At 71.4% G+C, this 26,040-nt stretch carries 19 protein-coding genes; 6 read left to right on the top strand and 13 right to left on the bottom strand.

What is annotated here, in order from left to right; all coding sequences use genetic code 11:
* Window positions 1-87: 87 nt before the first annotated feature.
* Complete coding sequence (locus tag IPJ17_13755) at window positions 88-2,328, bottom strand: FdhF/YdeP family oxidoreductase (protein ID QQR72567.1); 2,241 nt, start codon at window positions 2,326-2,328, stop codon at window positions 88-90.
* 369 nt (window positions 2,329-2,697) lie between these two features.
* On the opposite strand from IPJ17_13755, the gene IPJ17_13750 reads away from it, so the two are divergent.
* The 6 genes from IPJ17_13750 to IPJ17_13725 all read left to right on the top strand — a co-directional run bounded on the left by IPJ17_13750 (window position 2,698) and on the right by IPJ17_13725 (window position 13,534).
* Window positions 2,698-5,238, top strand: a complete 2,541-nt coding sequence (locus IPJ17_13750; protein ID QQR72566.1) for a VWA domain-containing protein — start codon at window positions 2,698-2,700, stop codon at window positions 5,236-5,238.
* Window positions 5,239-5,381: 143 nt separating this feature from the next.
* Window positions 5,382-7,814 (top strand): VWA domain-containing protein, encoded by a 2,433-nt coding sequence (locus IPJ17_13745; GenBank protein ID QQR72565.1) that lies wholly within the window; start codon window positions 5,382-5,384, stop codon window positions 7,812-7,814.
* Between the two features lie 157 nt (window positions 7,815-7,971).
* Window positions 7,972-8,526, top strand: a complete 555-nt coding sequence (locus IPJ17_13740) for a sigma-70 family RNA polymerase sigma factor (GenBank protein ID QQR72564.1) — start codon at window positions 7,972-7,974, stop codon at window positions 8,524-8,526.
* The gene (locus IPJ17_13735; GenBank protein ID QQR72563.1) at window positions 8,510-9,247 is read left to right on the top strand and encodes a hypothetical protein; all 738 of its coding nucleotides are present in this window, start codon (window positions 8,510-8,512) and stop codon (window positions 9,245-9,247) included. The genes IPJ17_13740 and IPJ17_13735 overlap by 17 nt, the downstream gene beginning before the upstream one ends.
* 29 nt (window positions 9,248-9,276) lie before the next feature.
* On the top strand, window positions 9,277-11,553 hold the full coding sequence (locus tag IPJ17_13730; GenBank protein ID QQR72562.1) for a CHAT domain-containing protein: 2,277 nt from the start codon (window positions 9,277-9,279) through the stop codon (window positions 11,551-11,553).
* 154 nt (window positions 11,554-11,707) lie between these two features.
* Window positions 11,708-13,534 (top strand): hypothetical protein, encoded by a 1,827-nt coding sequence (locus tag IPJ17_13725; protein QQR72561.1) that lies wholly within the window; start codon window positions 11,708-11,710, stop codon window positions 13,532-13,534.
* A 25-nt stretch (window positions 13,535-13,559) separates the two neighbouring features.
* Here the strand turns inward: IPJ17_13725 and IPJ17_13720 are convergent, their stop codons facing one another.
* From IPJ17_13720 to IPJ17_13665, 12 genes are read right to left on the bottom strand one after another with little or no spacing between them, the layout of a single operon-like run.
* Window positions 13,560-15,653 carry a glycine--tRNA ligase subunit beta gene (locus IPJ17_13720; GenBank protein QQR72560.1) on the bottom strand — a complete coding sequence of 698 codons (2,094 nt, stop codon included), beginning with the start codon at window positions 15,651-15,653 and terminating at the stop codon, window positions 13,560-13,562.
* Window positions 15,640-16,578, bottom strand: a complete 939-nt coding sequence (locus IPJ17_13715) for a glycine--tRNA ligase subunit alpha (protein QQR72559.1) — start codon at window positions 16,576-16,578, stop codon at window positions 15,640-15,642. The genes IPJ17_13720 and IPJ17_13715 overlap by 14 nt, the downstream gene beginning before the upstream one ends.
* Window positions 16,579-16,591: 13 nt before the next feature.
* Window positions 16,592-17,347: a DNA repair protein RecO gene (gene recO / locus IPJ17_13710; GenBank protein QQR72558.1), complete on the bottom strand. Its 756-nt coding sequence runs from the start codon at window positions 17,345-17,347 to the stop codon at window positions 16,592-16,594.
* 18 nt (window positions 17,348-17,365) lie between these two features.
* A complete protein-coding gene (gene mgtE / locus IPJ17_13705) occupies window positions 17,366-18,754 on the bottom strand; it encodes a magnesium transporter (GenBank protein QQR72557.1) in 1,389 nt (462 codons plus the stop codon).
* Window positions 18,755-18,797: 43 nt separating this feature from the next.
* Window positions 18,798-19,697 carry a GTPase Era gene (era, locus tag IPJ17_13700; GenBank protein QQR72556.1) on the bottom strand — a complete coding sequence of 300 codons (900 nt, stop codon included), beginning with the start codon at window positions 19,695-19,697 and terminating at the stop codon, window positions 18,798-18,800.
* Entirely contained in the window at window positions 19,690-20,961 is a 1,272-nt protein-coding gene (locus tag IPJ17_13695) for an HlyC/CorC family transporter (protein ID QQR72555.1), read from the bottom strand. The genes era and IPJ17_13695 overlap by 8 nt, the downstream gene beginning before the upstream one ends.
* Window positions 20,958-21,407, bottom strand: a complete 450-nt coding sequence (gene ybeY, locus IPJ17_13690; GenBank protein QQR72554.1) for an rRNA maturation RNase YbeY — start codon at window positions 21,405-21,407, stop codon at window positions 20,958-20,960. The genes IPJ17_13695 and ybeY overlap by 4 nt, the downstream gene beginning before the upstream one ends.
* Before the next feature lie 12 nt (window positions 21,408-21,419).
* Complete coding sequence (locus tag IPJ17_13685) at window positions 21,420-22,412, bottom strand: PhoH family protein (protein ID QQR76173.1); 993 nt, start codon at window positions 22,410-22,412, stop codon at window positions 21,420-21,422.
* Between the two features lie 37 nt (window positions 22,413-22,449).
* Window positions 22,450-23,304, bottom strand: a complete 855-nt coding sequence (locus tag IPJ17_13680) for a 3-hydroxybutyryl-CoA dehydrogenase (GenBank protein ID QQR72553.1) — start codon at window positions 23,302-23,304, stop codon at window positions 22,450-22,452.
* 12 nt (window positions 23,305-23,316) lie between these two features.
* A complete protein-coding gene (tsaE, locus tag IPJ17_13675; protein ID QQR72552.1) occupies window positions 23,317-23,775 on the bottom strand; it encodes a tRNA (adenosine(37)-N6)-threonylcarbamoyltransferase complex ATPase subunit type 1 TsaE in 459 nt (152 codons plus the stop codon).
* Window positions 23,772-25,322, bottom strand: a complete 1,551-nt coding sequence (locus IPJ17_13670) for an NAD(P)H-hydrate dehydratase (protein QQR72551.1) — start codon at window positions 25,320-25,322, stop codon at window positions 23,772-23,774. Before IPJ17_13670 ends, tsaE begins: the two co-directional genes overlap by 4 nt.
* A 2-nt stretch (window positions 25,323-25,324) precedes the next feature.
* Window positions 25,325-26,026 carry a TIGR04282 family arsenosugar biosynthesis glycosyltransferase gene (locus tag IPJ17_13665; protein ID QQR72550.1) on the bottom strand — a complete coding sequence of 234 codons (702 nt, stop codon included), beginning with the start codon at window positions 26,024-26,026 and terminating at the stop codon, window positions 25,325-25,327.
* Between the last annotated feature and the right edge of the window lie 14 nt (window positions 26,027-26,040).

Here is a 26,040-nt window from a genome sequence, read left to right as displayed (position 1 = left end):
CGCCACCGGCGACAGCGAAGGGCGAGCCCGCTCGCCCTCCAGGTCGAGGACCGGACGTCCCCACCGGCGCCAGGGGAGCTCCGTCTCCTACGCGGACCTCTGCCCGTCCGCGCCCCGAATCGACGCCTCCAGCGTCGACCCGATCGACCCGACGGGACGCAAGCGGACGGCCACCGACTTGAAGGCCGGAGTCATCGATCGCGGATCGAGGCGCCGGGGAACGAGGACGTTCGCCTCCGGGTAGTACATCGCGACGTTCCCGGCGGGGAGCTCGGCGAATGCGACGCTCGCCTCCAGCGCCCCGCAGGAGCTCTCGACGACCACCCGCTCGCCTTCGGCGAGACCACGCGCTGCAGCGTCGTCCGCGGAGATCATCACGACGTCGCGGCGCGCATTGCCGCGATACAGGTCCTCGATCTCGTAGACCACCGTGTTGAACTGCCCTTCGGAGCGGATCGTCGCCAGACGGAGCTCGCCCGGACCGAGATGGAAGTCCGGCAGCGGGGTGACGTGAAAGTGGGCCCGACCGTCGGCGGTGGCGAAGCGCGGCTCGTGGAGCCGGCGCCCGCCGACGACGAACTCGGAGCGCGTCGACTCGACCTCGGCGATCGGCTCGTAGCCCGGCACCGCCTGCGCAATCGCCTCGCGCAGAGCGGCGTGCGAGCGAAGCGCTGCCCAGTCGAAGCGCCCCGCGGGCAGAATCCGCCCGGCGAGCGCGGCGAGGATCTCGACCTCGGAGCGCATCTCCCCGTCGATCGCCGGTTCGCCGCCCGCCGAGCACCGCACGAAACTGAACATCGACTCCTGCGTCGTCATCTGCGCCTCTTCGTCGCGCGCCAACGCCGGCACGATGAGCGTCTCGCGCCCACGCGCATGGACGTGCCCCTCGTTGAGGTGCGTGGTGATGGCGAAGGTGGTGTCGATGCGCCGCAGCGCCGCGGCGGCCCAGGTACGATCGGGGTTCGAGGCGAACAGATTGCCGCCGAGCAGCACCGCCGCCCGCACCCGCCCCTCGCTCGCCGCGACCATCGAGCCGTAGGTGTCCTGTCCGGTCTCCCGCGGCACCTGGATGCCGTAGAGCGATTCGAGTCGGGTCGCGAACGCCTCGCGGATCCGCGGCGCGACACCCATCGAGCCGACCCCCTGCACGTTCGAATGGCCGCGGATCGGAAGCAGTCCGGCGCCGGGGCGCCCGAGCCAGCCGCGAGCGAGGGCGAGGTTGGCGACGGCCAGCACGTTCTCGGTGCCGTGAACATGGTGGGTCAGCCCCATCGCCCAGGCCAGGATGCCGCGCCGGGCGCCGCAGAGCATGCCGACGGCCCGGTCGATCTCCTGTCGCGCAACCCCGCTCGCCGCCACGAGGGTCTCCCACGCGGTCGTTGCCAGGTCCGCCTCGACGGCCGCCCACCCGCTCGTGTGCTCACCGACGAAGGCCGCGTCGACGCCGCCTCGCTCGAGGACGCCCTTGAGCAGCGCCTTGAAGAGCGCCACGTCCCCACCGACGTTCGGTTGCAGGTAGAGGTCGGAGACTGTCGAGCCGAAGAGCAGGCTCGCCGGATCGGAAGGGATGCGGAACCGGGTCAGGCCGAGCTCACGCAGCGGGTTGACGACGATGACCCGGCCGCCGCGGCGTCGCAGCGCCACGAGCTGGGTGATCAGCCGCGGATGATTGCTCGCCGGGTTCGCACCGGCGACGAGCACCAGGTCGGCCTGGCCGAGATCCTCGAGAGCGACCGACCCGGTGCCCGAGCCGTAGACCTCCGTGAGCCCGACCCCCGAGGCGCTATGGCAGTAGTAGGAGCAGTTGTGCAGGTTCGAGGTGCCGTAGGCACGCGCCACGAGTTGCAGGAGGAAGGCGGCTTCGTTGCTCGAGCGGCCCGAGGCGTAAAAGAAGGTCTCGTCGGGCGACGCGGCGGCGAGCGCCCGCCCGGCGCGGTCGAGCGCTTCGTCCCACGAGAGGCGGCGGAAGCGCTCGTCGTGCGGTCCGGCGACGAGCGGAAAGGCGAGCCGCCCGAGATGCTGCAGCTCGAACGAGCTCATCCGTTCGAGCTCGGAGAGGCTCGTCTCGCGGAAGAACGACTCGGGGATCGCTCCGGCCATGTCGCCCGCCTGGGCCTGCATCGACTTCTTGCAGACTTCGGGGAAGTGGCCGACCTCGTTGACCATCCCGCCCTGCTGCCCCCCCATGCCGAGCGCGCAGGTCTTGCAGGCGTTGCGCGAGCGCAGACGCCGGTAGAGCCCGGCGAGCCCTCCCGCTTCGCGCCCCTTCTCGAACACGTAGGCCAGGGCGGCCAGGCCGCCCGCCGCGTCCACTCTCGGCTTGGGCATCGCGCCGGAGGCTAAGCGACTCGGAGCGCCACCGCAAGTCGCGTCCGAAGGGGAAAGCGGCTCCGGAACCCGTCTCCCGCGACGAGCCACTCCCGGAAGCCGTCACTCGGGAATGACGATCGCGCCCTCACTTTGCGACGCCCGTCCCGCCTGCCGTCGGTTCTCTCGCCCCGGCGGAAGATCGGCCTTCGCATCGAGCAGGTAGGCTCTGCGGGCGAGGGCACCCGCTTCCAGCTCGCTGGGCTCGAGAAGGCCGTTCGACTCCGAGCTGGCGTCACTCTTGCACCGCTTCACGAATGAGGGCGATTCTCGGTTCATTCCGTTGCAGGTGATGGCTTCCGCCGCTTCGGCGGTGCGTGAGGAAGATCGATGCGAATCGCGACGAAGGCCCGGCTCGGCTCGACGCTCGCTCTCGTCCTGGCGATGGTTCCTCCGGCTCACGGGCAGGAGCCGCCGACCGCCGGCTTCGCGGCCGGCATCGAGGTGGTCGCTCGCAGCCTCTACTTCGATCTGCTCGACACGGACGGCAAGGCGGTCGACGACGTGCCGGCCGACTCGCTCGAGCTCACCGAGAACGGCGTGGCGCGGACGATCCTCGAGGTTCGACGGCGCCCTCCGGCGTCGACCGAAAAGGTCGCTCGCCTTGCCAAGACGGCGGGTGAGGACGCAAGCACCGCCCTCGCCGCCCCACCGCAGCGCTTCGTGCTCCTGGCCCTCGACCCGTCGACGCTCGGGCGCTCGGCCTGGGAGCACGCCATTCGCCAGATGAGCTCTTCCGCCGATGCCTTCACGCGGATCGGCCCGGTCGACGTCACGGTGCTGACCGCGCCGCCCCTCCGCCTGGCGAGCGGCGCGACCGACCCCGAAACGGTGCGCCGAGCGCTCGCCCGCGCGCTCCGCGAAGTGAAGCCGCTCGACGAGTTCTACCGGGGACGCAGCCGCTTCATTCGGGAGCTCCAGCGGATCTTCGATCTCGTGCTGCTTCCGATACCGAGCACGAGCCCGGACGGCGTCGCCGCACGACGGCGCGACGTGGACGCTGAACGCATCCTGCAAGCCGAGTTCGCCTCGCGCGAGCTGGTCGTCGAGGAGCAGAGACTCCTCGACCTGTCCGTCGGCCGTCTGCGAACGGAGACGAACCGGCTCGGCCGCCCGCTGATCGCCGTTTGGGCGGCCCAGGGCGATCCCGATACGGCCGGCTTCGTCGTCTCCCTCCTTCCCGAGTGGGTCGGCCCCGACGATCGCATCCGCTTCCAGGGGAGGCCGCTCGGCACGTCCTCGTCCTTCGAGGCACGATGGAGAGAGCTCGCCGACGACGGCGTCATCCTCCTCTGCTGGTCGCGCGTCCCCGACGCGCTCCTCGAGGTCTCGAGCAGCTCGCTTCGCCACTCGACTCGCTCGCGACCGAACCTGACGCTCGGCGCCGAGTCGCTGACACTTTTCGAGATCGCTGCCGAACGCACCGGCGGCGCCCTCGTGCAGTCCGAGGAGGAGATCCGCCAGGCGGTCGAGGTCGTCGGGGGCCGACACCAACTCGTCTACCAGAGCGACAACGCATCGGAGGGTTGGCGCGAAATCCAGTTGCGCACGACGCGACCGGGATGGACCGTTCGTGTGTCGCCGCGCGTCTATGTTCAGACCCGGCGACAGCGACCGGTGGCGAAAGCCGAGACCGAGGCTCCAGCGTTGCGGACCGAGCTGGCCGCCACGGTGGGAGCGGGAGCGAACCCCGGAAGACAGATCGTCACGCTCTCGCTTCTCGTCGATCTGGCGCCCTTGCGGAAACAACCCGGCGTCGGGGTTCCCCTGCGCTTTCGTCTCCTCGTCCGCGCGACGACGCCGGACGGCAAGGCGATGGGGCGCGAGTCCGAGCTGGCAGTCCCGGCGCTGCCGCCCGAGGGCGATCTTCGCTACCAGATCAGCCTCGACGTTCCGCTCGGCACGCAGGGCTTCACGATCGAGGTGCGCGAAGAAGCGAGCCGCGCCGCAGGGAGCGCGGGACCGACCGACGCCTTCTCGGGAACGCCGGAAGTCGAACCGGCCGAGGCCGCCTCCACCCTGCCGAGCTTCTCCGACGCGACGGACGTCCGCCTCGGCGAAGCGCGCTTCCTCTTCCCCGGGAGCGAAGCGCCGCGGCCCGACGGCCTCCGCGTGAATTGGAAACGCCGCGAACAGAAGCTGCTCCGCCTCGCCGGTGGCCCCGGGAGCCCCCTCGAAATCGGCGTCGTGCTCGACGCCTCGGACAGCGTCCGTCCCGAGCGAGAGGCCTTCGCCCGTGCGGCCGCGGAGGCCTCCCAGCGCCTGCTCGGGCCCACCGACCGGGTCTTCCGCGTCGACTTCGCGAGCACGCCGCGGTTCCTCGGCGCCGCCCGGGGCGGACCCGCCGCGCTCTTCGCCCGAATCCCGCCAAGGTTGCCAGAGAAGACCGCCATCTTCGACGGCCTGCGCTTCGCTCTCGACCGCTTCGAAGGGCGCTCGGATCGCGCCGCGCTGATCGTCTTCACCGACGGTTGCGAGACCACCGGTCACACCTCCGCCGAGTCCGTGCTCCAAATCGCCCGCCAGCGCGCGATCCCCCTGCTCGTCGTGCTCGCCGACGCGAAGCCCTGCCGGGCTCGTGTGACGACCATCGTTCGCCGTCCCCTGCAACCTGACATCCTGACCCGCGCCGACTTCAATGAGGGTCCGGCGAATACCTCCCGAGTCGCCCTCCGCCGACTCGCCCAGCAGTCGGGCGGTCGAGTCCTGACTCTGGACAAGGCCGAAGAGGCTGGTGCGATCTGGAAGGAGTTCGAGGATGCCCTCGCGCACCTCTGGGTCGCCTTGTACGAGCCCTCCGGCCCCGAGGTCGACTCGCACGAGGCGGAAGTGCGCAGCGCGACGGGGGAGGTCCTACGTCCCGCCGACTGATCGCGCACCACGCGACCGCTCACTCCTTGCCTCGGCTAGCGATCGCCAGCCGAACCGGCTTGGCGCTTTTGCTCTGGCTCGGCTGGCCGGTGCGAGCAGCCGATCCGACCCCGCCGGCGACCTACGGTCTATCGATCGATGTCGTGACGCGTTCCCTCGAGCTCGACCTGATCGACCCATGCGGTGACCGGGCCGAGAGGCTTCCGGCTGGCCGGGTCAGGGTGATCGAGAACGGCGTCGAGCGCCCCGTGCTCGAGCTCCGTCAACGTACCCATCAGGACCGACGCGAGGAGGCGCGGGGACACATCCTCTCCCGGCGAGCCGGCACCACGATGCCGACACCGGCTCGCCGTTTCGTCCTGATTGCCCTCGATGCCGAGTCCCTCGACCACGTGGCGTGGGAGGAGGTCATCGAGCAGCTCAGCGGCTCCGCGGAGGAGCTGGCGCATCTCGGACCGGTGGAACTGACGATCCTCGACACGACTCCCCACGACCTCGGAACCGCTCTCGACGAACCGGAGGCCATCCGCCGGGCTCTCGCTCGAGCACGTGACGAAGGGCGACCCCTCGGCCGCTTCTATGCGCGCCGCGCCCAGGTCGCACGCGAGGTCCTCGAAGGATCCGAAGCCGGGGCCCCTTTTCAACCGAGCGAGCTTCGGCCGCCCGCCTCCCAGCTCGCCGAGCGCATCCTGCCGATCGCTCGCCAGCTGGCGACCGACGAGGCGCACCAGATGGACGTCGCCGTCGATCGCCTCGTGCATCGATTGGCGGCGGCTCCTCGGCCACTGGTGGTGATCTGGGCGGCCCAGGCCGACACGGACCTCGCAGGTTTCGTCGCCTCACTGGTGCCGGGCGAGGCCTCCGCGGACGAGCTCGCTGGCCTGGCCTCCCTTCGACCTGGCAAGGCCTTCCAGTATTCATCCGCCTGGCGCGAGCTGGCCGGTAGCGGGGTTTCCCTCATCTCGTGGACGCGGCCGCCCGACACCGTTCTCTTGACTCGTCGCCCCGGAGCCGGGCCCGCAGACGAGGCTCCGTGGCGGTTGCGGCTCGGGTTGCAGCCGACCCCACTGTTTCGCTTGGCCGCTCAAACCACCGGCGGAGCTCTCGTCCGCTCGGCCTCTCAACTCGCCGACGCGCTCTCCTCCGTCGGCGGCCACTTCGAGGTCGTCTACCAGAGCGACGATGCCTCCGCGGGCTGGCGGCAAGTCCGAGTCGACTTCGACCGTCCAGGATGGAGCGTCCGCACAGCCCCCCGAGTCTTTGTTCCAGCATTCGATGCCACGGGAACCCGCGCTCCCGCGCCACCGGTCCTCCGGGTCGGAATCGACGCTCGCGCCGGCCCCGACCCCCAGGGGGGACGAATGCTCGTTACGCTGCGGGTCGGAGTCGACCTCTTGCCTTTCAGATCGCCGCATTTGGCCGGGCCCGCCCCGAGATTCCGCCTCACGCTCCAGGCCTCGCTGCCGGACGGACGCCCGCTCGCTCGGCAGATCGAGCTCGCCCTGCCCACGCTGCCCGAGCAAGGGGAGCTCACCTATCAGGCCGATCTGGCGGTCCCCATCGGCACACAGGCCTTTGCCGTCGACGTCCTCGAGATGCGAACCGGCGCCCGCGGCGGCGCGGGCCCGACCGACCTTCCCGCAGGGACCCTGGAGTTCCCGCTGACAGCTTCCACGCCGGCTCCGTCCACGAATAGCGACACGACCTATTCGGAAACACTGGACGTGCGCCTCGCCGAGGCCCGGTTCGTTCAGCCGGACGAGCGGATGCCAATGACGGACGAGATCCGCGTACGCTGGAAGGGCATCGACCAACAGCTCGTCCGCATCGCTGGCGGCCCACGCAGCTCGCTCGAGCTCGGCCTCGTCCTCGACGCTTCCGAGAGTGTCTGCCGTGAACGAGTGGCCTTCGCCCGATCGGCCACTGCGGCAGCTCGGCGCCTCCTCGGAGACGGAGATCGTCTCTTCCGCGTGGATTTCGGCGAGACCGCACGGTTTCTTGGCGCCTCGCGCAGCGGCCCCAGCACACTGCTCGCCAGCGTCCCGGCACTTCCACGGGAACGGTCGGCCATCTTCGATGCCATCGGTTTCGCGCTGGATCGCTTCGAGGAGCGCTCGGATCGTGCGGCGCTCATCGTCTTCACCGACGGTTGCGAGACCGCTGGGAGCGGCGACTGGCGCTCCGTCCTCGCGCGAGCCCGCAACCGTGCCGTCCCAGTCCTTGTCGCGTTGGCCGACGGACGACCCTGCAGGCGACTCCTGGTGACCTCGCGGAGCGGCAGCTCGGTCGGCGTCCCTTCGCGCTCCGCGAGTCGGCTCGACAGCGACTCCGCAGCGAATCTGGTCGACGAGGTTCACAGCGTGTCGCGAGCCGCCCTGACCGAGCTGGCAGAGCGTTCGGGTGGGCGAGTGCTTCATCTCGGCGAGGATCGAGAGGCGGACGAGCTCTGGGCCGAGGCCGAGCGCGATCTCGATCGACTGTGGGTCGCCGTCTTCGCACCCTCGGACCCCACACTGCAACCGCGCGAAGTCGACGTGCAGCAGGTCGACGGGCGGCTTCTCCGCCGTCGGGAATGACTTCATCTCGGAGGCCTTCCCGCGTGCGTTGACGCCCCCGGCAACGGCGGACGAGCCGTGGTCCTCCACTCCCGCCTCCGAACACCAGCCGGCCGGCGCTATAGTTCGGCGCCCGAGAGCCTGCTGCGTGTCGCCGAGCCGAATGGACGACCAGCCGATGTCACCGACCGCCGAGCGCGAGCTCGAGGAGCTGCTCACTCGCTTCTCCGGGCTGCTGCGCGCCACGGTGGCGAGCCGGTGTCCGCCCGCCCTGGGGATCGCGGTCGAGGACGTCGAGCAGGAGGCGCGGATCCGGGTCTGGCGGGCGCTGCGCTCCGCAACGGGAATTGCGCACCCTGCGTCTTACGTCTATCGGGCTGCGGCGAGCGCCGCGCTCGACGCGATCCGGCGGGCGACGGCCCGGCGACAAGATCGGCGGGTCGAGGTCTCCGACGAGAACCTCGCCCCGGCGGCTCTCGCGGTCGCCGCCGCAGCCGAGCCGGAGGCCCAGCTCGACCAGCGGCGCCTCGTCGCGCGGGCGCGCCAGGAGCTCGGCGGGCTCGAGCCGGAGCGGCGGCGAGCCGTCGGGCTTCACCTGCGCGGCTTCAGCCCGGCCGAGATCGGCGAGCTCGCGGGCTGGAGCGAGGCGAAGTCGCGCAGCCTCGTCTACCGCGGCCTGGCCGAGCTGCGGCAACGGATGCACCCGGGAGGTGGCGATGAGCGACGAGAGTAGGGATCCCATCCCGGAGCTCGAGCAGGTGTGGGCGAAGACGGAGCTCGCGGGAGACGGCGACCGTTCGGGCTGCCCCGCGCCGGAGCGGCTGACCGCGCTCGCCGCCGGTGACCTTCCGGCCGCCGAGAGGCTCGCCCTCGTTGACCACCTCGTCGGTTGCGCCGACTGCGCCGCCGAGCTTCGCCTGCTGCGCGAGCTCGAACCCTGGGCCGCAGACGCCGGCGAGACGATCGCCGCTCCCTCGCCGAGCACCGAGAGCGCGCGCGGCGGGCGTCGCTCGACCGCCCCTTGGATCGCCGCGGCCGCCGCGGCTTCGATCGCCGTCGTCTGTGCGATCGGATGGGAACGCGCCGCCCACCGCGGTGCGGAGCGGGCGCAGAGCAACGTGCCGGTCGTCGACCTGCTCGCCGAGGGGACGCTGCGCGCCGCGCAGCCACCCGCCCGCGTCGCCATTCCGGTGCCGCCAGACGGCGCGCCGCTGGTCCTCGTGCTGGCTGCCGACCAACTCGGCGCCGGCCCCTTCCGTGTCGACGTCCTGCGCGACGGCCGGGCGCTCACCCACCTCGACCGCCTCACGCCGACCTCCTACGGCAACCTCACCCTGATGCTGCCCGCGGCGACACTCGCTCCCGGCGAATACGAGCTCCGCCTGCGGACCGCCGGATCGCCGGCCGGGTCGGTGATCGGGACCTTCGCCTTCTCGCTGCAAGGCGACCACTGACCCTTCCGTCTCCACCGACCTGCGACGGCATGCCGCGTCTCGCTGCGATCGCGCTCGTTGCTGCGCTCGTGACGGCCGGGGCCGCTGCCGGCGACGAACGCGCCGGGCGCGTCGCACAGGTGCGGCGCGAAACGGACGCGGCGATCGCGGCACTCTCCGTTTCGAGCCATGCCGAGCATCGGCGCACCGTCGGGCGCCTCGAAGCGGTTGTGGCGGCTTGGCGCCGACTCGACGAGCCCGGCGAGCTGGCTCGCGCGCTGGTGGCGTTGATCCACGCCGCGGAGGCGACCGGCAACCCCGATCGCGCCCTCGCCGCCGGGCGCGAAGCCCGCGACATCGCCGTGACTCGCGGAGACCGCCGCACCGAAGGGGAGGCCGAGTCCGGGGTCGGCCACGTCCTCTGGCTCCTCGGGCGTCCCGCCGAGGCGCTCGAGCATCAGCAGCGCGCCCTGGCGCTCTTCACCGCGCTGGACGACCGGCAGGAGCAGCGCGACGCGCGCCTCAAGATCGGGCTCGCGCTCCAATCGCTCGGGCGACGCCAGGAGGCCGCCACCGCATTCGAGCGACTCGCCGCCGAGCTGCGTGCCGACCCGGAGGCGCCGGCGCGACAAGCGGCGCTGGTCCTCTACTCCCTCGGCACCGCGCGACGGGACGAGGGCGACATCGCCGCCGCTCACGCCGCATTCGCCGAGTCGGCCCGGCGGGCGGAGGCAGCCGGGCATCTCGCTCATCAAGCCCGCTCGCTCGCCGCTCGAGGCGAGATGGAGGCCCTGCTCGACCGGAGGACCGAGGCTCGAGCGACCCTCGAGGGGGCGGTCGGTCTCTGGCGCCGCCATGGCGACCCGGAAGGAACCGCCCTCGCCCTGGCCCAACTCTCCCTTCTCGAGCAGCAGGATGGTGCCCTCGCCGCCGCCGAGCGAAACCTCGACGAGTCGCTGGCGATCCTCGAGACGGCACGGCGCGGCGTCGCCGACACCGACCTGCGCACCTCCTACTTCGGCCTGCGCCAGATCTTCTTTGCCCGCCACGTCGACCTGCTGGTCGAACGCCACCGCGTCGAGCCCGGAGCCGGACACGACCGGCGTGCCTTCCGCGCCAGCGAACAGGCACGAGCCCGGGCGCTCCTCGATCTGCTCACGACCGCACGCGGGGACGTCCGAGCCGCCGGCGTCGACCGGCTGACGTCCGTCGACGAGTTGCAGGCGCGAGCGCTCGACGATCGGACGCTCCTGCTGAGCTTCTTCCTCGGCGTCGAGCGCGCCTACCTCTTTCTCGTCTGGCGCGACGGGTTCCGGCTGGTCCCCCTGCCGGCGCCACGAGAGGAGCTGGAGCGACGCGTTCGCGCCATCGCCGAGCTCCTGGCCCACAGCGACAACCGCCTGGCGCGCGTTCCGGCCGCGACGGCGACGAGCGAATTGAGCACCGCGCTGCTCGGGGAGGCGCCCGAGATCGCCCGCTTCCCTCGCCTCGTGTTCGTTCCGGACGGCGAGCTCACCCGCCTCCCCTTCGCCGCGCTCGACGAGCCGGCAGCGCCCGACGCCGAACCGCTCGTCGCCCGACACGAGATCGCCCTGCTCCCCTCGGCTTCGACGCTCGTCGCTCTCCTGGCGCGACCTCGCGTCGAGGGGAGCGCACGACACGGCGTCGCGGTCTTCGCCGACCCGGTCTTCGGCCCCGGCGATCCACGACTCGACGCGAGCGGCCCCGCGCCTGCCGGCGAGCCTCCCCTCGCCCGACTTCCCGGGACCCGCAGCGAAGCCGATGCCATCCTCCGCCTCGCGGCGGATCGGCGACCGCTCGCCGCGATCGGCTTCGACGCCGAGCGGGAGCTTGCCCTCGCCCCGGCGGTCGCCGAGTCGGCGATCCTGCACTTCGCCACGCACGCGGTCGTCGACGAGGAGCGACCCGAGCGCACCGCGTTGGTGCTCAGCCGCCGCGACCGCAACGGCCGGCCGATCGACGGCCTGTTGCGACTTCCCGATCTGGCGCACGCCCGCCTGCGCGCCGATCTCGTCGTGTTGTCGGGTTGCAGCACCCGGCGCGGCTTCCTGATGCCGGGGGAGGGGCTCCTCGGCCTGGTCCGGGGCTTCCTCGACGCCGGCGCATCCCGCGTCGTGGCAAGCCTCTGGCCGGTACGCGACGAGGCCACGGCGCGGTTCTTCGAGACGTTCTACGCCGACCTGTTGCGCGACGGCACGAGCCCGGCGGCAGCGCTTCGCGCAGCGCAGCAGGCGATGCGGAGCGACCCGCGCTACGGCGCCCCGCACTTCTGGGCCGGCTTCGTGCTCGAGGGCGATCCGCGCTGACCGCCGCCCGGCGTCGCCGTCCGGCCGTCCGACGGCCGCTCCCGCTCCCACCCGCGATCGCGCAACCGAGGCTCGCCGGCGACTCCGGGGCGACCCTCCGACGGCCGCAACGGATCGCCGCGCTCCTGCGTCTCACCGCCGGAGGGACGACCCCATGCGCCCGAGCCCGACTCGCACCTTCGCGCCGCTCGCACTCCTCGCGACTCTGCTGGCGCCCTCACCGACCGCCGCGCAGGCGACGCCGCCGTCGCCCTCGCCACTCGGAACGAACCTCTCGATGCTCCGCGAGTGGAGCGGCGAGTGGCCGTTCGTCGACGCCTTCAAGCTCTCGCGCCCCTGGCTCGCCGGCGAGCGCTTTGGCTGCTGGGACTGCGCCGGGACGCTCGACCTCGACGCGCACGGCTGGGTCCGCTCGCTCGACACGACGCGGCCGAACGGGGGCCAGGTGGCCAACACCCTCGTCTTCAACGACGCGATCGGCCGTTACGCTTCCGGCCCCTATCTCGTGCTCTACGACGGCCACGGCACGCTCGAGTACGGCGGTTCGGCGAGCAAGAACGTCGGGGCGTCGGCGCCGGGTCGAGACGTCGTCGACGTCGACTCGCGGCTCGGCAACTTCGTCCTCCGTCTGGTTGCCACCGATCCGAACGATCCGCTGCGCAACATCCGTGTCCTGCCACCGGGTGGAGCCTGCGCCAACGAGCGGACGCTCGCCTGCCGGAGCGACGCCGACTGCTCGGCCAGCACCTGCGTTCCGTTCGAGCAGACCTACACGAGCGAGATCTTCCATCCCACCTTTCTCGCCAACCTGCGGCCGTATCGGCTGATCCGCTTCATGGACTGGATGGGAGTCAACGCCTCGACGATCGTCGACTTCGCCGATCACGCCCAGCTCGACGACGCACGCTGGTGGACGGTGCCACCCGAGGTCATCGCCGAGCTCGCCAACCGGCTCCACGTCGATGCCTGGATCTCCTTCCCGATTCGCGCCAGCGACGCCTTCGTCGACGAGGTGGCGACGCGAATCCAGGGCCGGCTCGAGGCCGGTCGGCGCGTCTACGTCGAGTACGGCAACGAGGTGTGGAACGGCACCTATCCCTATTCGATGGGAGTGCAGTGGACCGCCCAACGCGGTTGCGAGCGCTACCCCGAGCTCGCCGCCGGTTGCGACCAGGACGCCACACCGGGCAACGGCGTCTACTGCGAGGACTATCCCTGGCCCACCCCGAGCTCGACCTGCCTGCTCGCCACCCGTCGCTATTTCAGCGCCCGCACGGTCGAGATCTGGCGGCTCGTCGAGCGCGCTCTCGGCAGTCGCGCCCGGGTCGTGCGGGTCATGGCATCGCAGTCCGGCAACCTCGGCCATCACCAGGAGATCCTCTCCTGGCAGAACGCCGCGGCGGAGACGGACGTGCTCGCCGTGGCCCCCTACTTCGGCTTCCGCTACGGCCTCGACGCTACCGTCGGAAGCTGGACTCTCGACCAGCTCTTCGCCGACCTGGTGACGAGCACGACCCGTGGCCTGCCAGCCGCCTACACCGCAATGTCCACCGACCTCACCTGGCTCGCCTCCCACTACCCGGCCATCGGCCTCGTCACGTACGAAGGCGGCCAGCACCTCGAGGGTGTCGGCACCAACGCCAGCGACCCGGCGATGAACGCGCTCTTCGACGCCGCCAATCGCGATCCGCGCATGGGCGAGCTGCTGCTCGACTACCTGCAGGAGTGGAAGGCCCGCGGCGGCGGGCTCTTCGTGCACTTCAAGAACGTCTCGCAGTGGCGACCCGGCCGCGCGGGCGCCCTCGAGTACCAGGACCAGCCGCACGGCGAGTCGTTCAAGTACCAGGCGCTCGAGCAGTTCGTCGCGAGCCAGCCCTGCTGGTGGAACGGTTGCGCCACCCTGCCCGCGGAGATCTTCAACGAGCCCTTCGAGACCGGCGGCCTCGCCCGCTGGAGCCATCGCCGCGGCGCGGGAGAGTGACTCTCGCGCGCCGCGGCTCGGCGTCTCAGCGCTCCTTGAGCTCGCTCTTGTCCACCACCATCTCGGTGAGAGCGGCGACGCGGCCGAGTTGGGCGCCGACGTCGCGCAGCAGGGCGAGACGGTTGGCGCGCACCGCCGGGTCCGGGTCCATCACCAGGATGTCGACGAAGAAGCGGTCGAGGACGCCGGCAAGGTCGGCGATGCGCGAGAGCGACGGCTCGTAGTCGCCCCGCCCGAGGTCGGCGTCGAGCCCGGCGGCGAGCTCCGCCGAGGCGACGTACAGATCGCGCTCGGCGCCTTCGGCCAGCCGCTCGGGCGAGAGCGCCGTGCTCTCCGTTCCCTTGACGATGTTGGCGATCCGCTTGGCCGCCAGCACCACCTGGACGAACCCCGGCCGCTCGCGCGACGCATGGAGCGCCGCGACGCGCCGCCGCAGGTCCGGCAGGCTGCGCCACCCCGCCTTGAGCCCCGCCTCGATCTCGTCGTAGGCGAAGCCCTCGAGGCCGAGCAGATAGCGCACGCGCTCCTCGAGGAAGGCGATGAGCGTCGGAATCCGCTCGGCGGCCTGCGCGGGGAGCGTCTCGCCGTACTGGCGCAGGGCGAGCTCGCAGGCGGCGCGCAGGTCGAGGTCGATCCCACCCTCGAGCAGCGTGCGAACCACCCCCTGCGCCGCCCGTCGCAGGCCGAACGGATCGCGGCTGCCCGAAGGGATCAGCCCGAGGCCGAACATGCCGAGGAGGGTATCGAGACGGTCGGCGAGGCCGGCGAGCTGGCCGGCGCGACCGCGGGGGATCGCATCGTCCGCCGCGGCCGGCAGGTACTGGTCGTAGATCGCCTGCCAGACCGCCTCGCGCCGCCCCTCGAGGCGGGCGTAGATGCCGCCCATCACTCCCTGCAGCGAGGTGAACTCCTTGACCATCTCGCTCGCCAGGTCGGCTTTGACCAACCCCGCCGCCTCGACGGCGTCGGCCCGCTCCGCGCTCCAGCCGAGCGCCTCAGCCAGCGCGCCGGCGAGGCGCTCGAGACGCTCGCTCTTGGCAAGATAGCTGCCGAGCTTCTCCTGGAAGGTGAGGTGCGCCAGCGCCTCTCGCCGGGCGGCGAGCGGTGTCGCCCGATCCTTCTGGAAGAAGAACTCGGCGTCGGCGAGGCGTGCGGCGACGACCCACTCGTTGCCGCCGCGCACGCGACCGATCGGGTCGTCGGCGCGGTCCATCACGGTGAGGAAGAGCGGCAGCAGCTCGCCCTCGCGCTCGACGGTGAAGGCGCTCTGGTGGTCGCGCAGGCTGGTGATCAGCACTTCGCGCGGCAGCGCCAGCAGGCGCGGGTCGAAGCTCCCCTCGAGCACCCCGGGCGCCTCGCAGATCGCCGAGAGCTTGTCGAGCAGGCCCGGATCCTCGACCAGCACGCCGCCGGCCGCCGCCGCGCGGGCGCGCATCCCGGCGAGGAGCCGTTCGGCGCGCTCGGCGTGCCGCACGACGACGCCGCGGCGTTCGAGCTTGCCGAGGTAGTCGCGCACGCTGCGCACGCGGAACGGCCGTGGCGAGAGGATCGCATGGCCGATCGTGGTGTCTCCGGCGGCCACGCCGAAGAGCTCGAACGGCACGACCTCTCCGTGCAGGACCGAGACGATGCCGTGCACCGGCCGCACCCACGGGCCGGTGCCCGTGCCCCACTTCATCGTCTTGGCCCACGAGATCGCGGCGAGCGCCTTCGGCACCAGCTCGGCCAGCAGCTCACGCACCGAAACCCCGGCGATCTCGCGCACCGCGACGACGTACTCACCCTTCTCGGTGGCTCGCCGCTCGAGCGCCTCGGGCGCGACGCCACAGCGCTTGGCGAAGCCGAGCCCGGCCGGCGTCGGGGCGCCGTCGGCGCCGAAGGCGACGCTCGCCGGCGGCCCCTGGACCTCGTCGCGGCGATCCGGCTCGCGTTCCGGCAATCCGTGAAGAAAGAGCACCAGCCGGCGCGGCGTGAAGGTCGCCTCGACCTCCTTCGGCGGCACGCGCCGCGCCATCAGGTCCTCGAACAGCCGCGTCGTCAGCTCCTTGATCGCCGGCGGCAGCATGCGCGCCGGGATCTCCTCGGCGCGGACTTCCAGCAGATACTCACCGCGCGCCATCGCGCACCTCCTCTCCGGCCGCCACGGCCGGAGTCGCCGCCATCGGCCGAGCCGGGGCGAGCAGCGGGAAGCCGAGGCGCTCCCGGCTCGCCAGGTACTCCTGGGCGCAGGTCACCGCGAGGTCGCGGACCCGCTTCATCAAGCCGACCCGCTGCGTGACCGAAACGGCGCCGCGCGCGTCGAGCACGTTGAAGAGATGCGAGCACTTGAGCGCGCACTCGTAGGCCGGCAGGACCAGACCGGCCTCGAGGCAGCGCCTCGCCTCACGCTCCTGGCCGTCGAACTGCTGTTGCAGGAAGGCCACGTCGGCGATCTCGAAGTAGTAGGTCGACATCTCGAGCTCGTCCTGGTGGCGAACCTGCCGGTAGGTCGGTCCGTCCGGCACCCAGGCGATGTCGTAGATGCTCTTCTCGAGCGAGAGGAACATCGTGATCCGTTCGAGCCCGTAGGTGATCTCGCAGGAGATCGGCGCGAGATCGAGCCCGCCCGCTTGCTGGAAGTAGGTGAACTGGGTGATCTCCATGCCGTCGAGCATGACCTGCCAGCCGACGCCCCAGGCGCCGAGCGTCGGCGCCTCCCAGTTGTCCTCCTCGAATCGCAGGTCGTGCACCGCGAGATCGATCCCCATCGCCTCGAGGCTGCGCACGTAGAGCGCTTGCACGTCGGCGGGGGACGGCTTGAGGATGACCTGGAACTGGTTGTGCTTGTAGAGGCGGAACGGGTTGTCGCCGTAGCGGCCGTCCGCCGGACGCCGCGACGGCTGGACGTAGGCCACGCGCCAGGGCTCGGGGCCGAGCACGCGCAGGAAGGTATCGGGTGCCATGGTGCCGGCACCGACCTCGAGGTCGTATGGCTGCTGCAGCACGCAGCCGGCATCCGCCCAGAACTTCGACAGGGCGAGGATCAGCTCCTGGAATGTCTTCATCCCTCTCTCTCCTTCAGTCCTCGCCCAAGGTCCGCTCGAGGACGAGAACGCTCTTCAACTCGTGCTGCAGGAACCCGCGTCGCACCGCTCCGGCCACCCGGCCGACCTCGGCGAGAGCCTCTGCCGTCGGCGGTTCGGCACCCATCCGCCGCAACGGCTCGTGGCCGATCCGGCGGAGGAACTCGAGGGCCGCCGCCCCGACCCGCCTGCTGCCCGCCTCGGCGCGACCGCAGTCGCCGCAGAGCAACGACTCGCCGCCGCCCGAGAGCATGGCGAGCTCGACGATCTCGCGGCCGCAGGACGGACAGCGCTCCGGCGCCGGGAAGATCCCCGAGAGCCGCAGCACCCAGCTCTCGAAATAGCGCAGGGCGAGCCAGCGGTCGACCCCACCGAGCAGCGCCTCGATCGTCGAGTCGAGCAGCCGGTAGACGAGCTCGCTCGACTCGTCCTCGGGCGAGAAGACGCCGGCGCTCTCTGCCAGCACGCTCGCCACCAGGATCCCTTCGAGATCGCCGAAGAGCCGGTCGGCGGGACGGATCAGCTCGACTCGCGTCAGCCGGGCGAGCTCGCGCCCCTCCTTCTCGAGCCACTGGACATCCGCCTTGGAGAGGAGCTGCAACTGGCCGGCATGGCGACTGTACCGGCGGCGCGCCCCCCGTGCAACCCCTCGCTTGCGCCCGCGGTCGCGGGTCAGGAAGGTCACCACCCGATCGGCGTCGCCGAGCGACGCGACGTCGAGCAACAGCGCCTCGGCCTGGTGGAAGCGCATCGCCGGCGGCCCGAGAGCCTACCCTCCGAGCCGCAGCAGCAGCCAGGCGGCGAGACCGTAGTAGATCAGGATCCCGGTGATGTCGGTGACGGTCGACAGCAGCGGGCCGGAGGCCACCGCCGGGTCGATCCCCAGCTTCTGGAAGGACAACGGCACGACCGCGCCGGCGATCGCCGCCACGACAAGGGCGACGAAGACCGCCCCGCCCACCGTCAGGCCGGCGGCGACGTTCGCCGTCATCGCTCCGGCCGCGACGCCGACGAGCGCGGCGCAGGCGGCACCGAGGATCGCCCCCACCCGCAGCTGCTGGCCGAGGAAGGTGCGGATCGGGCGGTCGTCGCGGCCGATCCGCCCGGAGGCGAGCCCGCGTACGGTCACCGTCGAGGCCTGGCCACCGATCGAGCCGCCGAGCCCCATGACCACCGGGACGAAGGCGAGGAGGAAGAGCGCCTTCCCCATCTCCGCCTGGAAGTTCTGCAGCAGCAGCCCGGTGACGAGCAGCCCGACCATCGAGACGAGCACCGAGGGCAGGCGCAGGCGCGCGATGCGCAGCGATCGCCGCTCGTAGAGCAGCTCTTCTTCCGAGGTCCCCGCCATCTTCAGCAGATCCTCGGTGGCCTCCTCCTTGACCACGTCGACGATGTCGTCGACGGTGACGATGCCCACCAGGTGGTTGCCGTCATCGGTGACCGGGATGGCGAGCAGGTCGTAGCGCGCCGCGAGCTGGGCGACCTCCTCCTGGTCGGTGTCGGTGTGCACCTTGATCGTCGCCCGCGTCATGAACGACGAGAGGGTGCGATCGGGCGAGGAGAGCAGGAGCTGCCGCAGCGAGGTCACGCCGACGAGGTGACCCTCGCCGTCGACGACGTAGAGATAGAAGATCATCTCGGCGTCGCTCTGCTCCTGGATCGCGGCGATCGCCTCGCGCGCCGTCGCCGTCTCGGGCAGCGCGAAGTACTCGAGCGACATGATGCGCCCGGCGGTGTCGTCGCGATAGGCGAGGTGGGTCTGGACGTCCGTCAGGTTGCGCAGGTCGACGAGCGACAGGACCTTGACGTGGAGCTCCTCGGGCAGCGACTCGACGAGGAAGACGGCGTCGTCGACCGCCAGCCGCTCGAGCACCGCGGCGATCTCTTCGGCCTCCAACCGTTCGAGCAGCGCCAGCCGCTGCGGCGGCTCCATCTCGGTGAGCGCTTCGCCGGCCCCTTCCGGGAAGTCGTGCGTGAGGATGCGGAAGACCTCGAGCTGCTCGTCGCGCCCGAGCGAGCGCAGCAGCCCGGCGACGTCGGCGGGTCGGATCCGCCCGAGGAGCTTCGAGATGTTCGCCCGCGCGTCGCGCTGCAGGAACTTGCGCAGCGTCTCGACGAGGACCTCGGAGCGGCGTTCGTTGAGACGGGGCCCGTCCATGGCGCCGGGGATGGTAGCACGCAGGCGCGAGCGCGCCGGCGCTTCAGCGCAGCTCGCCGTCGCGCGAGAGCTCGGCGAGCAGGCTCTCGTCCTCCCGCCAGTCCGGCTCGTGCCGGACGTTCAGCGCCAGGTAGACCCGCCGCTCGAGGAACTCCTCGAGGTCGAGACGCGCCGCCGTGCCGATCGCCTTGACCGTCGCGCCGCCCTTGCCGACGAGGATGCCCTTCTGACTGTCGCGCTCGACCAGCACGGAGACGTGCAGGCGCAGCAGTCCCGGCGCCGGCTCGACCTCCTCCCACTTCTCGAGCAACACGGCGGTGGTGAACGGCAGCTCGTCGCGCGTCGCCTCGAGCACCTTCTCGCGAATCCGCTCGATGACCAGGAATCGCTCGGGGTGAAGGGTCAGCAGCTCGGGGTCGTGGAGCGGCTCGCCCTCCGGGAGGTGGCGGAACAGCGCGGCGAGCAGCGGCTCGCAGCCGTCACCCGTCTTGCCGGAGACCGGCACGATCTCGGTGAAGCGCCCACCGATCCCGTAGCGGCCCATCATCGGCAGCAGCTTCGGTTTGGCCACGAGATCGATCTTGTTGAGCAGGAGCAGCCGCGGGGCCGTCGCCCGGCCGACGAGGTCGAGCATGAAGGCGTCGCCCTTGCCGAACGGCAGGCTGGCGTCGACGAGCAGGCAGAGCACGTCGCATTCGGCGAGCGCCGCCTCGGCCTCGCGCACCATGAGCCGGTTCATGCGGTGCAGCGGCCGGTGCACGCCCGGGGTATCGAGGAAGACGATCTGCCCGCGCTCCTCCGACAGCAACCCGACGATGCGCTGGCGGGTCGTCTGCGGCTTGTCCGAGACGATCGCCAGCTTCTCGCCGAGGAGCCGGTTCATCAGGGTCGACTTGCCGGCATTCGGCCGGCCGACGAGCGCCACCCGGCCGCACCTAGGCATCGTCCACCTCGCTCGCATCCGGAGCACGCTGGACGCGCACGGCGAGGACCCGTCGGTCGTCGGCGCGTTCGACCGTCAGCAGCAACCCGTGCGTCGTCACCGACTCCCCCGCCTGCGGCAGGTAGCCGAGCGCGCTCGACACCAGCCCGCCGACCGTCTCGAAGGCCGGATCCTCGAAGCGCACGTCGAACTCCTCCTCGAGGCGCTCGATGTGCGCTCGCCCGTCGAGCAGGAGGCTCCCGTCGGGCAACGCCCGGTTCTCCGGCTCCTCGACGTCGTGCTCGTCGGCGATCTCCCCGACGATCTCCTCGATCAGGTCCTCGACGGTGACCAGCCCCGCGGTACCGCCGAACTCGTCGACGACGATGGCCATCTGCTGCCGGCGTGCCTGTAGCTCGCGCAGCAGCTCGTCGAGCCGCTTCGTCTCGGGCACGAAGAGGGGCGCCTGCGCCAGCGCCAGCGGGTCGCCGGGGGGCTTCGTCGACAGCCCGGCGAGCACGTCGCGGATGTGCAGGATGCCGACGATCGTGTCGATCGAGTCGCGGTAGATCGGAATGCGCGAGTGGGAGGACTCGACGAAGCGGGTGGCCAGCGTCTCGAGCGTCTCGCCAGCCGGGGCGCAGACCATGTCGATGCGCGGCGTCATCACGCTGCGCACCTGCGTCTCGCCGAAATCGACGACCCCCCAGACGAGCTCGCGCTCCTCCGGGTCGAGAATCCCCTCGCGGGTGCCGACGTCGATGAACGCCTCGATCTCTTCCTCCGAGGCGGCGTCCTCCGCCTCGTCCGTTTCGACCTCCAGCTGTCGCCGCGCCATCACCGGCGCCAGGACGGGCACCAGCGGCGAGAACAGCAGCCGGAAGAAACGATAGAGCCAGGTCAGGCGACGCAGCGCCTCCTCCGGCCCGCGCAGCAACAGCGAGCGGCTGCCGAGCTCGGTGGCGGCCAGCATGGCGGCGACGACACCGAGCGCCCAGAGCCAGCCGCGACTCGCCCCCAGACCGCGCGCCAGGGTCTCGACCGCCACGAAGAGACCGATCGGCAGGACCTTGGCGACGAGGTTCAAGAGGTAGCGGAACGCCTCGAATCGCGGGCCGCTCTCGTAGAGTCGGCGCAGCTCGCCGCCGGCGCCTTCGACCCAATGACGCAGGCGGATCGGCCCCGACCGCTCGACGAGCGCCGAGAGCACGAAGAGCAACGGCAGGAGCGGCAGGAGCAGCGCTGCCGCCCAGGCAGCCGGTCCGAGCACGCCGAGGTCGCTCATCGGTCGAGCCACCGTCGGCGCAACCGCCGCTCGAGACGGTCCATCGTGCCGTCGTCGGTTTCGTGGTCGTATCCGAGACAGTGCAGCAGTCCGTGGAGGCAGAGGATCCGCAACTCCTGCTCCACCGGATGCCCGAGCTCGGCGGCCTGGCGCCGGGCCGTCTCGACCGAGATCACCACGTCGCCGAGATGGCGCCCGTCCGGCCCGGCCTCGCCGGGAAACGAGAGGACGTCCGTCGGCCGGTCCTTGCCGCGGAAGTCGCGGTTCATCCGTCGCAGCGTGCGATCCCCGGAGAAGCGTACGGCGAACGACCCGCCGTCCGGAGCGAGCTCGGCGAGCAGCGCGCCGAGCCACGGTCGCAAGGCGGCGCCCTTCACCTCGGGGAATCGCGACGGGGCGAGGACGGACAGCTCGTGGGGCGCCGCAGCGGTCGGCGGAGCGGACATCGGCAATCGCCCTCAGCCGGCCTCGCCGTTGGCCTTCGCCTCGATCGACCGGTCGCGGCGGTCGTAGGCGAGGATGATCTTCTGCACCAGCGGGTGACGCACCACGTCGCGGTCGTCGAAGTGGATGAACTTGATCCCGTCGACGCCGGAGAGCACCTCCTGCGCCTCGCGCAGACCGGAGGTCGTGGCGCGCGGCAGGTCGACCTGCGTGACGTCGCCGTTGATCACCGCCTTCGAGTTGAAACCGATGCGGGTCAGGAACATCTTCATCTGCTCGGTCGTGGTGTTCTGCGCCTCGTCGAGGATGATGAAGCTGTCGTTGAGCGTCCGGCCGCGCATGAAGGCGAGCGGCGCGACCTCGATCGCCCCGCGCTCGAGCATGCGCCCGACCTTCTCGAAGCCGACGATGTCGTAGAGCGCGTCGTAGAGCGGACGCAGGTAGGGGTTCACCTTCTCGGCGAGGTCGCCGGGCAGGAAACCGAGCCGCTCGCCCGCCTCGACGGCCGGACGAGTGAGGATGAGGCGCCGGATCTTCTTCTCGGCGAGCGCCGCCGCCGCGACGGCGACGGCGAGGTAGGTCTTGCCGGTTCCCGCCGGACCGATCGAGATGACCATGTCGTGGTCGAGCATGGCCTTGACGTAGAGCTGCTGCTTGAGCGTCCGCGGCTGCACCAGCCGGCGCACCGAGGCCATCAGCCCCTCGGCGACGAAGAAGTCGACGAGCGAGGCTTCCGGATCGCTGGCGAGCACCCGCACGGCCGTGGCGACGTCCTCGGCGCGCAACCGGTAGCCCCGGCCGACCAGCAGCCCGAGCTGCTCGACCAGACTGGTGACCGTCTGTCTCCCGCGTTCGTCGCCTTCGACGAGCAGCTGCTCGCCGCGGGCGGCGACACGCACGCCGAAGGCCGTCTCGAGCCGGCGCAGGTTCTCGTCGCGGACACCGAAGAGCGCCTCCAGCCCCTCGACGGCGAGGCTCAGCGTCGTCCGGTCGCCTTCCGCCGCCAGGAGCGACGGGATCTCGGTCGGTTCGCTCAAGGTCGCGTCACTTCGCGTAGTTGTAGAAACCGCGACCGCTCTTGCGGCCCAGCCGCCCGGCCTGCACCATCTGCTTGAGCAGCGGCGGCGGCGCGAAGCGTCGCTCGCGATACTCCTCGAACATGATGTTGGCGATGAAGTAGGTCGTGTCCAGTCCGACGAAGTCGAGCAGGGTGAACGGCCCCATCGGATAGCCGCAGCCGAGCTTCATCCCCTCGTCGATGTCTTCGATCGTCCCCACGCCCTCCTCGAGGGCGCGGATCGCGTCGAGCAGGTAGGGCACCAGCAGCCGGTTGACGATGAAGCCCGAGTTGTCCTTGCACTGCACCGGCGTCTTGCCGAGGCCGCGGGCGAAGGCGTTGACATCGGCGAGGACGCCCTCGTCGGAGAGCAGCGTGCGGACCACTTCGACCAGCTTCATCACCGGCACCGGGTTGAAGAAGTGCAGGCCGACGAAGCGCTCCGGACGGCGCGTCGACATGGCGATCTGGGTGATGGTCAGCGACGAGGTGTTGCTGGCGAAGATCGCCTCCCCCTTCACGGCGGCGTCGAGCGCAGCGAAGGTCCGCTTCTTCTCGTCGAGGCTCTCGACGATCGCTTCGATGACCAGATCGCAGTCGGCAAGGGCCGCGACCTCGGTCGTGCCGGCGATCCTCCCGAGGACGGCGTCACGTTCCGCCGCGTCGAGCTTGCCCTTCTCCACCGCCTTGGCGAGCGAGCCGCGGATCCGGCCGAGCCCCTTCTCCAGCAGGCCCGTCTCCACCTCTCGCACCACCGTCGACAGCCCCGCCTTGGCGCACACCTCGGCGATCCCCGAACCCATCAGGCCACAGCCGAGGACTCCGACCTTCTTGATCTCCATCGCGCTCCTCCGTCAACTCGTCGTGCCCTGGGGCACCGATGTCCGTGCCGGCTCGGCCGTCCGCTCGCGGATCGTCCGCCCGGCCTCCCCCGCTTCCGCCGCAAGCTCGAGCCGCAGCGCACGCGGCACGGGAAACGGCAGACGTTCGGCCCACTCGACCGCCTTCACTCCGGGACCGGCCAGCAGCTCCTCGAAACCCTCGGCGACGACCTCGTCCGGGCTCAGCCGATAGAGGTCGAAGTGCAGCAGGCGTCCGCCCGGTCCCTCGTGCACTCGTACCAGCGTGTAGGTGGGCGACTGCACCTCGGCCGGGTCGAATCCCAATCCCGCGGCGAGCCCCTGCACCAACACGGTCTTTCCCGCCCCGAGCGGCCCCTTGAGGAGCAGGCAGCCGTCGGGAGCGAGCTCGGAGGAAAGCCGCCGTCCGATCTCGCGCGTCTCCGCCGCCGAGCGGCTTTGCCAGATCCTCATTCGAGAGTGGTCAGGCGGGTCATGGCGGCCGGCAACCGCTCGGCGAGCTCGGCGGCCGGAACCGCGACGCCGCCAAGCTCCGCTGCAGCCAGATCCCCAGCGAGCCCGTGCAAGTGTACCGCGAGATCGGCCGCCGTCGCGGCCTCCAGCCCCTGGGCGAGCAGCGCCCCGGTCAGGCCGGTCAGGACGTCGCCACTGCCGCCGCTCGCCATCGCGGGATTGCCGGTGGTGTTCAGATGCTGCTCCCCGTCCGGCGTCGCGACCACCGTCTGGTGCCCCTTGAGCACCACCACCGCCTGGGTGAGCTCGGCGGCTCGCCGCGCAGCGGCGAGGCGATCGGCGGCGACCTCGGCGGTCGGACAGCCGAGCAGCCGAGCAAGCTCTCCCGGATGCGGCGTCAGCACGGTGGGCGCACGCCGGCCGACCAGATCTCGCGGCCGGCCAGCCCAGGCGTTCAAGCCGTCGGCATCGAGGACCAGCGGGCGATCGATGGCGAGCACCGCACGGCGCACCGCCTCGAAGGTCTCGGCGTCGTCACCCAGGCCGGGGCCGAGCGCCACGGCCGTGCGGCGATGGGCCGCGTCGACGAGTTCGTCGACGGCAGCCAGCGAGAGGCCACCCGCCGAGGTGACGGGCAGCGCGAGAGTCATCGACTCGAGCGATCCGAGGTCGACCAGCGGCGCGATCGGCGCCGGACAGGCGACCGTCACCAGGCCCGCGCCCCCACGAACGGCGGCGCGCGCCGCGAGGATCGCCGCGCCGGCCTTGCCCGGCGAGCCGGCAACGATCAGCAGGTGCCCGTAGCTTCCCTTGTGACTGTCGGCCTCGCGCACCGGCAGCCAGCCGGCCAGCTCCTCGCCGAGCAGCAGCCCGAGCCCGCCGGGCGCCTCGTCGATCAGCCAAGCGGGGATTCCCAGCTCGGCGACCGCCAACTCGCCGACGAGGCGGGAGGCCGGCGCGAGGACGTGCGCCACCTTCGGCGCCGCCAGCGCCACCGTCACGTCGGCCCGGAGCGTCGGCCCGACCCGATCTCCGCGATCCCCGTCGAGGCCGCTCGGCAGATCGACCGCCAGACGGGGAACGCGCAAGGCGTCGAGCGCCTCGACGAGCGCCGCCGCCTCGCCGGCAAGCGGTCGCGACAGGCCGGTGCCGAACAGGGCGTCGACCAGCAGGTCGCATCCGGCGACGATCGTCACCGTCTCGCGGATCCCCACGTCGCCAGCGGCTCGCTCGAGCGCGATGCCCATCTTCTCCACCACGGCGAGCTGGACTGCGGCGTCGGCCGTGAGCGGGCGGCCGAAGTCGTGCAGCCGCACGATCGGCTCGTAGCCGCGACAGGCGAGATGACGCGCGATCGCCAGACCGTCGCCGCCGTTGTTGCCCGGCCCGCAGACGATCGCCACGCGCTCGGCGCGCGGGAAACGCTCGGCGAGCGCCTCGACGACCCCGAGCGCGGCGTTCTCCATCAGCACGAGCGACGGAACCCCGAGCTCTTCGATCGCCCGTCGATCGACCTCGCGCATCGCCGCCGCGGTGAGCACTCGCATCGTCAACTCTCCTCTCCTGTCGGAACCGGAAGCGCGAGCCGGGCGAGCGCTCGCCTCGTCCGGGGGCAGAACGTCGGGTCGTGCCGCGAGCTCGCGGCGAGGCGAGCGGCAAGCGGCGGGAGATCCTCCGGCCGGTCGACGTCGGCAGCCTCGGCGAGACAGACGAGCCGCAAGTCGAGCGAGCGTGCGTTGGCCACGGTGCGAGAAAGCACCTCGTCGCCGCCCCACGCCACGCCCGCGAAGAGCTCGGGGCGTCGGGCCGCGGCGCCCAAGCCGACGAGGTAGAAGCCGCCGTCGCTCGCCGGACCGAGGACGAGGTCGGCTCCGCTCTCGAGCTCGACGAAGGCCTGGGAGACGAGCTCGGACGAGAGGTCGGGCAGGTCGGCCCCGACGATGACCGGGAGCGCCCCCTCCCCCGCCATTCGGATTGCGGCCGCGAGCAGGCGGAGGCCGAGATCCTCGCCCTCCTGCAGGAAGGCTTCGCAGGGCGCCGAAGGCACGCCCTGCCCGGGAGCGAGAGCCCAGGCGAGCCGCAGGTCGACCCCGGCGGGCGGAAGCTCTCGTCCCAACCGTTCGAGCAGGTCGTCGAGGAACGCCGCGGCGAGCTCGGCGGCGGCCGCGGGGCTAAGATCGCCGATCAGCCGTGTCTTCACCTGGCCGGCCAAGGGCGGCTTGGCGAAAACGGCGAGAGCACGGCCGGACACGCTGGAGGATTGTA

Source organism: Holophagales bacterium (assembly GCA_016699405.1).
GTDB lineage: Bacteria > Acidobacteriota > Thermoanaerobaculia > Multivoradales > JAGPDF01 > JAAYLR01.
Note: the sequence above shows the minus strand (reverse complement) of the source record. Positions and strands in the feature narration are given on the sequence as shown.